Source organism: Actinomycetospora aurantiaca (genome assembly GCF_037401875.1).
Taxonomy (GTDB): Bacteria; Actinomycetota; Actinomycetes; order Mycobacteriales; family Pseudonocardiaceae; genus Actinomycetospora; species Actinomycetospora aurantiaca.
The window spans coordinates 614,673-628,738 of record NZ_JBBEGN010000001.1; the positions used below are offsets into that span (position 1 = coordinate 614,673).

General features: G+C 74.9%; 12 protein-coding genes. 5 read left to right on the plus strand and 7 right to left on the minus strand.

From position 1 onward, the window contains the following. Nucleotides 1-107 precede the first annotated feature (107 nt). The 7 genes from WCD74_RS02815 to WCD74_RS02845 all read right to left on the minus strand — a co-directional run bounded on the left by WCD74_RS02815 (nucleotide 108) and on the right by WCD74_RS02845 (nucleotide 8,911). Nucleotides 108-668 (minus strand): MarR family transcriptional regulator, encoded by a 561-nt coding sequence (locus WCD74_RS02815; protein ID WP_337693292.1) that lies wholly within the window; start codon nucleotides 666-668, stop codon nucleotides 108-110. Between the two features lie 57 nt (nucleotides 669-725). Next, nucleotides 726-3,107 (minus strand): xanthine dehydrogenase family protein molybdopterin-binding subunit, encoded by a 2,382-nt coding sequence (locus WCD74_RS02820; protein ID WP_337693293.1) that lies wholly within the window; start codon nucleotides 3,105-3,107, stop codon nucleotides 726-728. Nucleotides 3,108-3,195: 88 nt separating this feature from the next. Continuing rightward, nucleotides 3,196-4,149 carry a YihY/virulence factor BrkB family protein gene (locus WCD74_RS02825; RefSeq protein ID WP_337693294.1) on the minus strand — a complete coding sequence of 318 codons (954 nt, stop codon included), beginning with the start codon at nucleotides 4,147-4,149 and terminating at the stop codon, nucleotides 3,196-3,198. Further along, nucleotides 4,149-4,907: an SIR2 family NAD-dependent protein deacylase gene (locus WCD74_RS02830; RefSeq protein WP_337693295.1), complete on the minus strand. Its 759-nt coding sequence runs from the start codon at nucleotides 4,905-4,907 to the stop codon at nucleotides 4,149-4,151. The genes WCD74_RS02825 and WCD74_RS02830 overlap by 1 nt, the downstream gene beginning before the upstream one ends. A 48-nt stretch (nucleotides 4,908-4,955) precedes the next feature. After that, the gene (locus tag WCD74_RS02835) at nucleotides 4,956-5,972 is read right to left on the minus strand and encodes a class I SAM-dependent methyltransferase (RefSeq protein WP_337693296.1); all 1,017 of its coding nucleotides are present in this window, start codon (nucleotides 5,970-5,972) and stop codon (nucleotides 4,956-4,958) included. A 51-nt stretch (nucleotides 5,973-6,023) separates the two neighbouring features. Then, nucleotides 6,024-7,487 carry a dihydroorotase gene (locus tag WCD74_RS02840; RefSeq protein ID WP_337693297.1) on the minus strand — a complete coding sequence of 488 codons (1,464 nt, stop codon included), beginning with the start codon at nucleotides 7,485-7,487 and terminating at the stop codon, nucleotides 6,024-6,026. Further along, nucleotides 7,484-8,911 carry an FAD-dependent oxidoreductase gene (locus WCD74_RS02845; protein ID WP_337693298.1) on the minus strand — a complete coding sequence of 476 codons (1,428 nt, stop codon included), beginning with the start codon at nucleotides 8,909-8,911 and terminating at the stop codon, nucleotides 7,484-7,486. The genes WCD74_RS02840 and WCD74_RS02845 overlap by 4 nt, the downstream gene beginning before the upstream one ends. A gap of 163 nt (nucleotides 8,912-9,074) precedes the next feature. On the opposite strand from WCD74_RS02845, the gene WCD74_RS02850 reads away from it, so the two are divergent. From WCD74_RS02850 to WCD74_RS02870, 5 genes are read left to right on the plus strand one after another with little or no spacing between them, the layout of a single operon-like run. Next, the gene (locus WCD74_RS02850; RefSeq protein WP_337693299.1) at nucleotides 9,075-9,863 is read left to right on the plus strand and encodes an IclR family transcriptional regulator; all 789 of its coding nucleotides are present in this window, start codon (nucleotides 9,075-9,077) and stop codon (nucleotides 9,861-9,863) included. Beyond that, nucleotides 9,860-11,041 (plus strand): CaiB/BaiF CoA transferase family protein, encoded by a 1,182-nt coding sequence (locus tag WCD74_RS02855; protein ID WP_337693300.1) that lies wholly within the window; start codon nucleotides 9,860-9,862, stop codon nucleotides 11,039-11,041. Before WCD74_RS02850 ends, WCD74_RS02855 begins: the two co-directional genes overlap by 4 nt. Then, on the plus strand, nucleotides 11,038-11,850 hold the full coding sequence (locus WCD74_RS02860) for an HpcH/HpaI aldolase/citrate lyase family protein (RefSeq protein ID WP_337693301.1): 813 nt from the start codon (nucleotides 11,038-11,040) through the stop codon (nucleotides 11,848-11,850). The genes WCD74_RS02855 and WCD74_RS02860 overlap by 4 nt, the downstream gene beginning before the upstream one ends. Then, a complete protein-coding gene (locus WCD74_RS02865; protein WP_337693302.1) occupies nucleotides 11,847-12,659 on the plus strand; it encodes a cyclase family protein in 813 nt (270 codons plus the stop codon). Before WCD74_RS02860 ends, WCD74_RS02865 begins: the two co-directional genes overlap by 4 nt. Beyond that, complete coding sequence (locus WCD74_RS02870; RefSeq protein ID WP_337693303.1) at nucleotides 12,656-14,065, plus strand: MmgE/PrpD family protein; 1,410 nt, start codon at nucleotides 12,656-12,658, stop codon at nucleotides 14,063-14,065. Before WCD74_RS02865 ends, WCD74_RS02870 begins: the two co-directional genes overlap by 4 nt. Nucleotide 14,066 lies beyond the last annotated feature (1 nt).

Sequence of the window (14,066 nt, forward strand, 5' to 3'; positions counted from 1 at the left end):
ACGCGCCGCGATCCCCGGTCCCGCACCCCGCGCGAGAACCGATTCCACCGGAACCGGTTCTCCGGCGCGGTGCCAGACCCGACCTCACCCTCCGCGACAGCAGCGGGTCAGTCGATCACGGACGGTCCCTGCCGCTGTCGCTGCGCGTGCAGCCGGTGCGCCCGCAGCCGCCCACTCACGTCGACGCCCGCCCGGTGCAGGCATTCGACGAGGATCCGCACGATGACGACCGCGTCGCCCAGCGCCGGGCGACGCTCCAACCGGGCCTCCCGGGCGGCGTTCATCATGGCCGCGCGGACGAGGAGACGGAGCCGGAACTCCTCGTCGTCCCGGTCCTGGTGCGGCACGAGCGTCACCACGACCCGCTGGACGTGCGTGCGGTCCGGCGACCGTTCGACGTGTCCCTCGGACTCGAGCCGCCGCAGCATCTTCGACAGCGCACCGCGGGTGAGGCCGGTCCGCGCCGAGAGCAGGTCCGTGGTGAGCGGACCCGACACGCGCAGGAGGTCGAGGCAGGCGAACTCGTGCGCCGTCAGCCCCAGCCGGCCCGCGGCCAGCAGGCGCTGACGGTTGACCAGCGGAACGATCCCGTCGAGGACGAGGCCCGCCAGCTCGTCGGCGGCGGCGCGGCGCACGCGCTCCAGCTCGGCGTGCTCCGCTCCGTCCACGCCCGCCAGCGTGACCGATCGCCCCCGTGTCGCGGGGGCGATCGGCACGACCGGTGCCTACACGTCCACCGACGCCGCCTCCGGGTCCCCGGACGAGCCGCGCACCGGCAGCGTCGTGAAGAAGGCCGGAGGCTCGGACCACGGGTCGGTGACCGTCCCCGCCTCGGCGTCCCGGACGGTCCGCCAGACCCGGTCCGGGGTCAGCGGCATGTCGACGTGGCGCACACCGAGGTGGGCGAGGGCGTCCACGACGGCGTTCTGCACGGCCGGCGTCGACCCGACGGTGGCCGCCTCGCCGATGCCCTTGGCGCCCAGCGGGTTGTAGGGGGTCGGGGTCTCGGTGGTCGCGGCCTCGAACGGCGGGACCTCCGCGGCGGTCGGCAACAGGTAGGCCGCGAAGGAGCCGGTCGTCGGGTTGCCGTCCTCGTCGTAGGAGAAGCCCTCCCACAGCGCCTGCGAGATGCCCTGGGCGAGCCCGCCGTGCTGCTGGCCCGCGACCAGCGTCGGGTTGAGCACCCGCCCGCAGTCGTCGACCGCGACGTGGCGGACGGGCGTGACCCGGCCGGTGTCCAGGTCGACCTCGACGACGCTCACGTGCGCGCCGAAGGGGTAGGTCGCGCCCTGCTGTGACTCGTCGCGGATCTCGGCGAGCTCGACGCCCTGCTCGTGGGCGGCCACCGCGACCTCGCGCCAGGACATCGACCGGTCGGGCACCCCGGCGACGCCGAGCCGGCCGTCGTCGTCGACCACGACGTCGTCGGGCGAGGCCTCCAGCGCGCTCGCCACCACCTCGCGGGCCCGCTCCAGCACGGTGTCCGCGGCGACCAGCACGCTCGACCCGGCCAGCTGCAGCGACCGGGACCCGCCCGTGCCGCCGCCCCGCGGCACGACCGCGGTGTCCGACTGCACGAACCGCACCTGGTCCATCGGGATGCCGAGCCGGTCGGTGACGATCATCGCGAACGACGTCGCGTGCCCCTGGCCGTGCGCGGAGGTGCCGACCGAGACCGTCGCCCCGCCGTCGTCGTCGACGGAGACCTTCCCGTACTCCGCGCCGCCGCCGCCCGCGGTGACCTCGACGTAGACCGCGAGGCCGACGCCGAGCACGACGCGGTCCTCCCGATCCCGACGGCGGGCCTGCTCGGCCCGCAGCTCGTCGTACCCGGCGAGCTCCAGGGCCTTGTCCAGCGCCTTCGCGTACTCGCCGGAGTCGTAGAGCGAACCGGTGACGGTGGTCAGCGGGAAGTCCTCCGGCGCGAGGAAGTTCCGCCGGCGGATCTCGGCCGGGTCGAGGTCCAGCTCGGCCGCGGCCAGGTCCATCATCCGCTCGAGCATCGCCGCCGCCTCCGGGCGACCGGCCCCGCGGAAGGCGCCCATCGGCGTCGTCGTCGTGAGGACCGCGGCCGCGTCGTAGGCGATCGTCGGGATGCGGTAGACGCCCTGCGCCATGTTGCGGGTGGGTCCGAGGGCGAGCGCGCCGCCGAACCCGGCGTACGCCCCGGCGTCCCCGACGACCCGCGCGTGCAGCCCGACGATCGTCCCGTCGCGGCGCAGTCCCAGCTCGGCGTACTGCACCTGCCCGCGGCCGTGCGGCATCGCGGTGAGGTTCTCGCTGCGGGTCTCGGTCCAGGTCACGACCCGGCCGAGGCGCCGCGCGGTCTCGATGACGACCGCGTGCTCCGGCGCCATCCCGGCCTTGCCGCCGAACCCGCCGCCGACGTGCGGCGCGACGACCCGCACCCGCTCGAGGTCCCAGCCCCACTGCTGGGCCACCTGCCCGCGCAGCCCGTGCGGCATCTGGGTGGAGACGTGGACGGTCATGTCGTGGGGCTGGTCGTCCCCGCCCGGCGTCGCGGTGACGGCGTTGCCCTCCATCGGCGCGACGGCGAGGCGCTGGTTGACCAGGCGCGCGCGGACGACGGCGTCGGCGCCGTCGAGGGGGCGGACGTCGTCGGGGTCGCGGAAGCCGGCCGCGAGGTTGGAGCCGAGGTCCTCGAACTGCAGCGGCGCGTCGTCGGCGAGGGCGGCCTCGGGGTCGACGACGGGCTCGAGCGGGTCGTAGTCGACCTCGACGAGCTCGGCGGCGTCGACCGCCTCCGCGGTGGTGGTGGCGACGACCGCGGCGACCATGTCGCCGACGAAGCGCACCTTGCCGCGGGCGAGCAGCGGCCGCGCGCAGGCGTCGTTGAGGACCATGAACGGGCGGTGGTCGGGCACGTCCGCGAGGTCGTCGCCGGTGAGCACCGCGACGACGCCGGGCGCCTCGCGAGCCTTCGTGGCGTCGACCGACTCCAGCCGGGCGTGCGCCAGCGGGGACCGCACGAACACCACGTGCAGCGCTCCGGGCGGGACGATGTTGTCGACGTAGGTGGCGTGGCCCCGGATCAGCTCCGGGTCCTCGACGCGGCGGACGGACGTTCCGAGGATCGATCCTGGCACGTCCCCGACGCTATGCCTTCGAGCGCACTCGAACGCAAGGTGGCTTCGCCTCGTGAGTACTTGTGGCGGCCATGACCGCCACAAGTACTCACGAGCGGAGCACCTTCACCAGCGTCCCCGCCGAGGCGCCGACGGCCAGCGTCCCGCTCGCCGCGCGCACGCCGCCGACCGCGAGCGGTTCCGCCTCGCCCGCGGAGGTCGCGCTCCAGACCGTCACGAGCAGCAGCCAGCGCATCAGCGTGTAGACGAACAGCAGCAGGCCGACCAGCGCGCCCAGGGTCGCGACGGCGGGCGAGTGCACGATCAGCCTCAGGTACAGCCCGCCGAGCTGCTGGAGCAGGGCCAGCCCGAGGGCGCCGACCGCCGCCGGCACGAGCACCTCGCCGATCGGGCGCCGGGCCCGCGGCAGCTTCGCGAGGCACCACCCGACCACGACCCAGTTCGCCAGCAGCCCCAGCACGAGCGAACCCGCCGTCAGGACCACCCGCGCACCGACGGTGCCGGACAGGCCGACCAGGTCCAGCACCCGCGTGCCGATCCGTCCGGTCAGCGCCGCGGACGTGAACGACAGGACCAGCGCGAGGCCGATCCCCAGCAGCGTCAGCACGTCGGACGCGACCGTGCGCAGCAGCCGGCCCCGCGGACGGGGCTGGCCGAGCACCGCCGTCACCGAGTCGCGGACGTGCGAGATCCAGCTCCAGCCGGAGAACAGGGCGACCGCGAGCGCGACGACGCCGAGGCTCCCGCGCTCGGCGACCACGGTGTGCACCACCCCGCCCACGGCACCGGAGGCCCCTGCGGGCAGGGCGAGCGCGAGGGCCGCGTCGAGCTGGGCGAGGACCTCCCCGTCGGCGGCCAGCACGAACCCGGCCACGGACACCGCCAGCATCAGCAACGGGACGAGCGCGAGCAGGGTGAAGAAGGTGAGCGCCGCCGCGTGGTGGTTGCCGTCGCGGTCGCGGTAGTGCGCCAGCGTCCGCACGAGCCGGCGGACCTCGGCGGACTCCGCGACCCGTCGTCGGGAACGCTCGAACCGACCCATCAGCCGGGCACGATCGCGGGCAGGACCTCGGAGATGCCGTCGCGCAGGACGACGGCGGCGAGGCGGTCGTACGGGGTGGGCTCCGCATTGACGATGACGACGTCCGCGCCGGCGGCCGACGCGAGGTCGACCAGGCCGGCGGCCGGGTGCACCCCGAGCGAGGTGCCGACGGCGAGGAAGAGGTCGCAGCCGAGCGCCGCGTCGCGGGCCCGGGAGAGCACGTCGACGTCGAGCATCTCGCCGAACATGATCGTCGTCGCCTTGAGGACGCCGCCGCAGCGCTCGCACTCCGGGTCGTCGTCACCGGCGCGTACCCGCTCGAGCGCGTCGGCCATCGGCGCGACCGCACCGCAGGTCAGGCACACCGTGTGGTGGTTCGTGCCGTGCAGCTCGACGACCGATTCCGCCGACGAGCCCGCGGCCTGGTGCAGCTCGTCGATGTTCTGCGTGAGCAGGGCGACGAGCTTGCCGGAGCGCTCGAGCGCCGCCAGCGCCTCGTGCGCCCGACCCGGGCGGGCGGTGAACATCGGGTGCTCGACCCGGTCCTGCCACGCGGCCCGCCGGACCTCGGGATCGGCACGGTAGTTGTCGAAGTTCCAGATCAGCTCGGCCGCCGGGTTCTTGGTCCACACCCCCTGCGGCCCGCGGAAGTCGGGGATGCCCGAGTCGGTGGAGACGCCGGCGCCGGTCAGCACGGTGATGCGCTGCGCGCCCGCGATCAGGTCCCGCGCCCGCGCGATGTCGTCGGAGGAAGACACGGGCCCCACCGTGTCACAGGCGCGGACCGCCCTCGTGAGTACGGCTACTCACGACTGCTCACGAGCGAAGCACATCACGGCCAGGCGCCACTCGAACCACGGCCCGGGCGGCGCCGTGGCGATCGCCCGGGCCAGGTGGTCGTCGAACAGGGCGGTCGCCACGGTCTTCCGCCGCTGCGGTTCCAGCCCCTGCAGCAGCGACGGGCCGAACGACACGCGGATCGCGGCGGCGACCGCCTGCGCGTAGTCCCCGCCGCTGCTCTGCTCCCAGAGCGGGTCGCCCAGCTCCACGGTCTCGAACCGCTCGAGCACGAGCTCCTCGGAGACCGGGGCCCGCCACTCCGCCTCCGTGCGGTACCACGCCGGGATCACCATCGCGTCCCGCTCCGCCCCGGAGAGCACCCCGCGCTCGACGAGGGCCGCGAGGCCGCGGGCGACCTCCTCCATGACGCGCTCCGCGCCCGAGCGCCGCACCGGGCCGTCAGGAGCGGCGCCGGAGACGACCACGAGCCGCGCCCCCGGCCGCAGCTCGGCCGCCCTCGCCGTCAGGAACGCCTCCCAGTCCGCGGCCGCGGCGCGCGCCCACGTCGCGGCCTGCTCCCCGCTCGCGACGGTCGGCCAGAACCCGTCCAGGGGTCCCGGGACCGCGCGCAGCCAGTGCACCGCGATCGAGCTCCACCCGAGCCCGACCGAGCCGGACGGGAGCAGCTGCTCGTAGAACGACCGCCCGACCGCCGCCGTGTAGACGCCGGGCCGCCGGTAGCCCGCGGGGTCCTCGACGACGAGGCGGAAGAGCGAGGTGAAGTCGTTGTCCGGCAGGTCGGTGTGGACCACCCAGACCGGCCGACCCTCGCCGTGGGTCTCCCGCAGGGTCTCGACGACGGCGCCCATCGGAGCCAGCGAGTTCCGGCCCTCGGAGGCGCCGTAGTCGACCACGGTGACCGTCCCGTCCGGCCCGGGCGGCGCGGTCCGCGCCGCCTCCCGGATCAGGTCGAGCGCGAACGTCGCCGAGGCGGCCTGCGCCGACGCGTGGGCGTTGTAGCGCCCGCCGCCCTCCATCACCATGTGCGCTCCGCGCCCGTGAGTACTTGTCCGTGTCCTGGCACGGAAAAGTACTCACGAGGCCGAAGGCCTCCTCAGGAACCGCCCCGCCGGCTCGCCGACGACCTTGCCGTCGGCGAACACGGTGCGGCCCCGCAGGAACGTCCGCGTCACCGTCGACCCGATCTCCAGGCCGCGGAACGGCGTGTACTCCTGCGTCGACTCCGAGTCGGCCGGGTCGACGACCCACGACCGGTCCGGGTCCACCAGCGCGATGTCGGCGTCGAAGCCGGGCGCGAGGTCACCCTTGGTGGCGCCCAGCCCGAAGCGCTGCGCCGGCGCCGTCGAGGTCAGCTCGGCGATCCGCGACAGCGGCAGGCCCCGCTTCAGGCCCTCCCCCACGAGGCCGGGCAGCAGGTACTCCGTGCCGCCGAAGCCGGACTTGGCCGCGAACACGTCCTCGTGGTCGTCGCCGAACTTCGTCGCCTCCTTGCAGCACGCGTGGTCGGACACGACCCACGACACGTCGCCCGCCAGCACGTGCCGCCACAGCGCCTCGACGTCCTCGCGCGGACGCAGCGGCGGGTTGACCTTGCCGCCCACGCCGTCCGCGGTGTGGATGTCGGCGAGCAGGTGCCCGACGGTGACCTCCCGGCGGAAGTCCACGTGCGGGAAGGTCTGTGCCATCAGCATCGCGGCCTCGAGCGCCTTGGCCGACGACAGGTGCAGCAGGTTGATCGTCGGGAGCCCGGTCTCGTGCGCGAGGTACGAGGCGATCGTGACGGCGAGCCCCTCGGAGTGCGGCGGCCGCGAGGCGCTGTAGGCCTCCAGCCCGGAGAGCGTGCCCTCCTGCTCGACGATCTTCGTGTACGCCGTCATGATCTCCGCGGTCTCGCAGTGCAGCGACAGCGAGATGGCGTCGGCGATGTCCGGGCGGGCCTCGCGGGCCCGTTGGATGCCGCGCATGACGAACTCGAAGTGCGCGATGTCGTAGCGCTCGCCCTCGGGGATCATGAGGAAGTCGTTCTGGGCGTTCGAGCGCCCGTGCAGCCCGTGGCTGCCATAGAACATGAAGATCTTGAACGACGTGACGCCGTGCTCGTCGACCAGCGTCGGGATCTCGTCGATGTGCCCGGCCGACATCGGCGCCAGGTGGAACGCGTAGTCGACGTGCGAGCGGCCGTCGGACGCCGCCAGCACCCGCGGGAAGAACTCGGAGTACGGGCCGCCGGTGTTCAGGTAGTACTGGCCGGTCCGCATGTAGGTCAGCGAGGTCGTGACGCCGCCCTGCGCGCACGCGCGGCTCTCGGTCGCGGTGTCCTCCTCCAGCGGGTTGTAGATCCCCCAGTGCTGGTGGGCGTCCACAACACCGGGGAAGGCGAGCTGGCCGTGCCCGTCGACGACCTCGCGGGCGTCCGTGCCCAGGTCCGGGCCGATCTCGGTGACCCGGCCGTCGTCGACGGCGATGTCGCCGAGGGTCGCGTCCTCGACATCGGGCCGGACGACGCGGACGTTGCGGAGGATCAGGTCGTGCGTCATGCGTGAACCTTTCTGACGGTGGATGCCTGCGAGGCGCAGTGGTCGGCGGCGCGGTACGCGAGGCCGAGGGCGGGGAGCAGGCCGTTGCCCGCGAGGTAGCCGGCAGCGCCGTGGCCGGACATGCCGACCGCCGCGCCCCCGGAGGCGTAGAGGCCGCCGAGCGGCGACCCGGCGGCGTCGAGGACCCGGGCGTCGGCGTCGACGTGCAGCCCGCCCTGGGTGTGGAACAGGGCCGGGACGATCTCGACGGCGGCGTAGGGCGCCTCGAGCGGGGCGGCGACCGACCGCCGCCCGACCCGGTCGACCTCCTGACGACCCCCGGCCACGGCCGCGGCGTCCGCGATCTCGGCGGCGAGCACGGCCGCGTCGACGCCGATCCGCGCCGCGAGCTCCTCGACCGAGTCCCCGCGCCGCACCGCCCCCGCCTCGACGACGTCGACGTAGTCGGTGAACTCCCGGGTCAGCGCGTCGATGCGGGCGTCGAACACCGCCCAGCCGCGGGCGCCCGGCCGGGCGGCGAGCATCGCGGCGTACTCCGAGTAGCCCACGGTCTCGTCGCCGAAGCGGCGCCCGTCGGCGTCGACCACGATCGCGCCGTTCATGACGGTGGTCCACGTGACGAGCGTCCGCGCGGCGGCGGAGAGCCCGGCGTGGCCCTGGTAGGCGTCGAGGTACCCGGACGCCGCGCCCAGCGGGCCGGCCAGCGCCAGCGCGTCGCCGGTGGAGTACTCGCTGCCGTGGTAGGCCGCGTCAGCGATCCCGGGCAGGTGTCGGGCGACGAGGTCCGGCGCGGCGCCGTAGCCGTTGGTCGCGAGCAGCACCGCGGACGCCGTCAGCTCCTCGGACCCGCCGTCGGGACGGGTCAGCGTCACCTGCCACTCCGAGCGAAGGGGCCCTTCGCTCGAACTACTCGACGGAAGGTGCCCTTCGCTCGACGCCGGCGAGAGCCCCGTCAGCCGCGCCGGGCACATCAGGTCGATCGACGACGACGCCTCCGCCGCGTCGGCGAGCGCACGCAGCAACGTCGAGCCGTGGTGGCCGGGCACGGTGTGGCAGCGCCGCACGGAGTGGCCGGGGTAGTCGACCGCGGCCAGCTCGACCGGCAGCCCGACGTGGTCGGCCAGCCACTCGACGAGCTCCGCCCCGAGGTGCGCGAGGGTCGCCGCGACGACCGGGTCGGCCTCGCCGTGGGTCTTGGCCGCGACGTCGGCGAGGAAGCGCTCCGGGGAGTCCTCGACGCCCGCGGCGCGCTGGAAGCGGCTGCCCGGGCCGGGGATCATCGCGGTCGACATGGCGGTGTTGTTGGCCCGCCGATAGTGCGGGTTCGCCTCCGCGACCACCACGGACAGTCCCTGCTCGGAGGCGCGCAGCGCCCCGGCCAGGCCACCGCCCGCCCCGGCGACCAGCAGGTCGACGTCGGCCATGCCCGACCTCCGTTCCGTCCAGAGAAACGCACGCTGACCCGTGCGTCGCTACTCATGCAAGCAGCTCACGGCTACGAGCACAACGGGATGCCACGACCTGCTTGACGGCACCCGCCGTCACGATGAACCCTGTGTTTCTTCCAGCGGTACGAGGAGGTCGAGAGTGCCCGAACAGACCGGCGGGACCGAGGCGACGGCCCGTGTGGCCGACGTGCTGCTGCTGTTCGTCGACGGCCCGTCCACGCAGGGCGTCTCGCGGATCGCCCGGGAGCTGGGGCTGTCCAAGGCGGTGGTCCACCGCATCCTGACCTCGCTCGCGAGCCGCGGGATGGTCGCCCTCGACCCGGTCAGCCGCGAGTACCGGCTCGGCCCGGCCGCCGCGGCGATCGGCTCGCGGGCGCTGCGCGAGTCCGACCTGCGCCAGGCCGCGCTGCCGCTGATGCGCGAGCTGCGCGACGAGACCCGCGAGACCGCCACGCTCTCCACGCCGGTGCCGCACGGCCGGGTCTACCTGGACCAGGTCGTCGGCACCCACGAGATCAAGATGACCGTCGAGCTGGGCCGCCGGTTCCCGCTGCACGCCGGCTCCTCGGGCAAGTGCATGCTCGCGTTCCTCGCGCCGGAGGAGCGCGACCAGGTCCTCGCCGAGCCCCTCGAGGCCCTCACGCCGGGCACCGTGGTCGACCCGGAGGCCCTCCGCCCGGAGCTCGACCGGATCGTCGAGCTGGGCTACGCCGCGTCCGCCGGCGAGCGGCAGGCGGACGCCGGCTCGGTCGCGGCCCCGGTCTTCGGGGTGTCCGGCGACGTGCTCGGCGCCATCTCGGTGTGCGGGCCCCGCTACCGCGTCACGGACGAGTTCGTCACCGCGATCGCCCCGCGCGTCGTCGCCGTCGCCGACCGCATCTCCCACCGTCTCGGCGCCGCCCCGCGGCGCCCGGAAAGGACCGCATGACCGCCCTCGCCGGACTCAAGGTGCTCGACGTCGCGACGCTGTTCGCCGGTCCGCTCGCCGCCACCCTGCTCGGCGACCACGGCGCCGACGTCATCAAGATCGAGCACCCCCGCGGCGACCCCAGCCGCACGCACGGCGCCGCGAAGGACGGCGTCGGGCTGTGGTGGAAGATGCTCGGCCGCAACAAGCGCTCGGTCACCCTCGTCCTCTCCACGCCGGAGGGCCAGGAGGTGTTCCGGGAGCTCGCGGCCGACGCCGACGTGATCATCGAGAACTTCCGGCCCGGCACGCTCGAGCGCTGGGGCATCGGCCCGGACGTGCTGCGCGAGCGCAACCCCGGCCTCGTCGTCGCCCGGGTCACCGGTTTCGGCCAGTTCGGGCCGTACGCCTCGCGCCCGGGGTTCGGCACGCTCGCCGAGGCGATGAGCGGGTTCGCCGCGATCACCGGCGAGCCCGACGGGCCGCCCACCCTCCCGCCCTTCGGCCTCGCCGACGGCGTGACGGCGCTGACCACGGCGTTCGCGATCATGACGGCGTTACGGGCGCGAGAGCAGACCGGGCGCGGCCAGGACGTCGACATGGCGATCATCGAGCCGCTGCTCACGGTGCTCGGCCCGCAGGTCATCGCCTACGACCAGCTCGGCGAGCTCCAGCCGCGGCACGGCAACCGCTCCTCGAACAACGCGCCGCGGAACACCTACGAGTGCGCCGACGGCCGGTGGGTCGCCGTCTCGACGAGCGCGCAGTCGATCGCCGAGCGCGTCATTCGGCTGGTCGGGCGCCCGGAGTTCATCGACGAGCCGTGGTTCGCGGCCGGGTGGTCGCGCGCGCAGCACGCCGACGAGCTCGACGAGGCGGTCGGCTCCTGGATCGCGGCACGCGACCGCGACGAGGTCGTGGCGGCGTTCGAGAAGGCCGAGGCCGCCGTCGCGCCGATCTACACCGCGGCCGACGTCCTGGCCGACCCGCAGTACGCGGCGCTGGAGAGCATCGTGACCGTCGACGACGACGAGCTCGGCCCGGTCCGCTTCCAGAACGTCCCCTTCCGGCTCTCGGAGACCCCGGGCGCGGTCCGGACGGCGGGTCCGGCGCTCGGCCGGCACACCGCCGAGGTCCTCGCCGAGCACGGCGTCGACGCCGGGCGGCTCGAGCAGCTGCGGGCGGCGGGCGCGGTATGAACGGCTACGGGGTCGCCCGGAGCTGGCTCTACGTCCCCGGCCACCGCCCGGACCTCGTCGCGAAGGCCCTGGCCGGCGGGGCCGAGGCGGTCGTCGTCGATCTCGAGGACGCGGTGCCGGTCGGTTCCAAGGCCCTCGCGCGGGAGGCGCTGGCCGGGCTGAGCTGCACGAAGCCGCTGTGGGTCCGGATGAACGTTCCCGACGACGAGGCCGGCCGGCTCGACGTCGAGGCCCTCGCGGGCGCGCGGGTCGACGGCGTCCGCGTGCCCAAGGCGACCGACCCCGCCGTCGTGAAGGATCTGGCGCAGGCGGTGGGGCGGCCGCTGCACCTGCTGCTGGAGTCCGCCCTCGGGGTGGAGCGGGCGTTCGAGCTGGCGACGGCGCACGACGACGTCGTCGGGCTCTCGCTCGGCGAGGCCGACCTGGCCGCCGACCTGCGCGTCCGCGACCGCGCGGCGCTGGAGTGGGCCCGGCAGCGGGTCGTCGTGGCGAGCCGTGCCGCCGGGCTGGCGAGCCCGGTCGCGCCGGTGTGGACCGACGTCGCCGACCTCAGCGGGCTGGCCGCCGACACCGCCGCCGCCCGCGACCGCGGCTTCCACGGCCGCTCGGTGATCCACCCGCGGCAGGTCCCGGTGGTCCACCGGGCCTTCACCGCCACCCCCGACGAGCTCGCCCGCGCCCGGGCGCTGCTCGCCTCGCTCGAGGACTCGACCGAGACCGCCTTCCTCGACGCCGACGGCCGCTTCGTCGACCCCGCCGTCGTCGCGGGAGCCAGAGCCCTGCTCGCCCAGAACGAGGAGACCCGATGACCACCGCCACCCCGACCCGCGCCCTGCTCGACGCGATCGCCGGCGGCGTGCGCACCGTCGAGCTCGGCCAGCCGCTGTTCACCGGCATGCCCTGCTCGCCGAACCACCCCGGCTTCCGCATGACGCTCATCCGCCGCCACGGCGACATGGTCCGCGCCGACGGCGGGTCCGCGTCGAACGAGATGATCGTGACCGGCGGGCACGTCGGCACCCACGTCGACGCCCTGTCGCACGTCAGCCACGAGGGCTGCCTGCACGGCGGGGTGGACGCGGCCGAGGCCCAGGTCGGCGGGGTGCACCGCGAGCACGGCGCGGAGACGATCCCCCCGATGATCACCCGCGGCGTGCTGCTCGACGTGGCCGCCGCCCGCGGGGTGGACGTGCTGGAGCCCGGCGAGGCCGTGACCGCCGCCGACCTGGCCGCGGCCGGCCCGGAACCGGGCCCGGGCGACGTCGCGGTGATCCGCACCGGCTGGGCCCGCCACTTCGGGACCGCCGCGACCTACCTCGGCCAGGCCGACGGCGTCCCGGGCGTCGACGAGAGCGGCGCGGCGTGGCTCGCCGAACGCGGCGTCGTCGCGGCCGGCAGCGACACCACCGCCTTCGAGCTCATCCCCCCGGGCGCCGGGCACGCCGTGCTGCCGGTGCACCGGATCCTGCTCGTGGAGAACGGCATCCACATCATCGAGCACCTGGCCCTGGAGGACGCCTCGGCGGAGGGCCTCACCGAGTTCGTGTTCGTCATGGCGCCGCTGCGCATCGTCGGCGGCACCGGCTCCCCGGTGCGGCCCGTGGCGGTGCTCGCGTGACCGCCGTCGTGACCCGCACCCCCGCCCAGCAGGTCGCCGACCTCGCCGTCCGGGTCGCGGCCGAAGGCCTGCCCGCCGAGCTGCGCGACGACCTCGCCGCCCGGACGGTCGACCTGCTCGGCAACTGCCTGGCCGCCCGCCGCGAGGAGCCCGGCCGGATCGTGTCGGCCGTCGTCGACGAGTGGGGCGGGCGCGGCGCGGCGACGTCGTTCGCCACCGGAGAGCTGCTCCCCGCCCCGTCAGCCGCCCTGGTCAACGGCACGCTGGCCCACTCGCTCGACTTCGACGACACCCACCTGCCGTCGGTGCTGCACCCGTCGGCCGCCGTGCTGCCCGCCGCGTTCGCCGCCGCCGAGGCCGCGGGTGCGAGCGGGCCCGCCTTCCTCGACGCGGCCGCCGTCGGGGTGGAGCTGACGTGCCGGCTCGGGATGGCCGGGTACGACGAGGAGCTCGGCAACTCCGTGTTCTTCGAGTACGGCCAGCACGCGACCGCGATCTGCGGGGCCGTGGGTGCCGCCGTGGCGGCCGGGATGCTGCGCGGGCTCGACGCCGACCAGCTCACCTCGGCCATCGGCATCGCCGCCTCCATGGGCGCGGGCGTCATCGAGGCCAACCGCACCGGCGGCACCGTCAAGCGGGTGCACTGCGGGTGGGCCGCGCACGCCGGGGTCGCGGCCGCCGACCTCGCCCGCCACGGGCTCACGGGGCCGCCGACCGTCCTCGAGGGGCGCTTCGGCTTCCTGCAGGCGTTCTGCGGCGACCGGGTGCGGATCGAGGAGGTCACCGAGGGGCTGGGCGAGCGCTGGGAGACCCTGCGCGTGTTCTACAAGCCCTACCCCTGCAACCACTTCACGCACGCCGGCATCGACGCCGCGCTCGCCCTGCGCGACCGCGGGGTCCGTCCCGACGACGTCGAGCGGCTCGTCCTGGGCGTCCCCGCCCCGGTGCTGCGGACGATCGCGGAGCCGGCCGCGGAGAAGGCCCGCCCCCGCTCCGGGTACCACGCGGCGTTCTCCGGTCCCTACACCGTCGCAGCGGCCCTGACCGGCGACCGCGGTGGCCTGGGGGTCTCGCACGCCGACTTCACCGACGAGGCGGCGGCGGACCCCGCCCGCCTCGCCCTCGCGGCCCGCGTGGAGTGCGTTCCCGACGACGAGGCCACGGCCGGCTTCCCGCGGGCCTTTCCCGCCGTCCTGACCGCCCACCTGCGCTCCGGGAACGTCGTCACCGAGCGGGTCCGCGACAACCGCGGCGGTCCCCACCGGCCGCTCTCGGCGGCGGAGCACGAGACCAAGTTCGTCATGAACGCCGGGCCCGGAGCGGGCGACCTGGCGGCCCGGGTCTGGGAGCTGCGGAGCTCCACGACCCCGGCGGACCTCGCTCGTTCCCTCCACCGGAACGATTGAC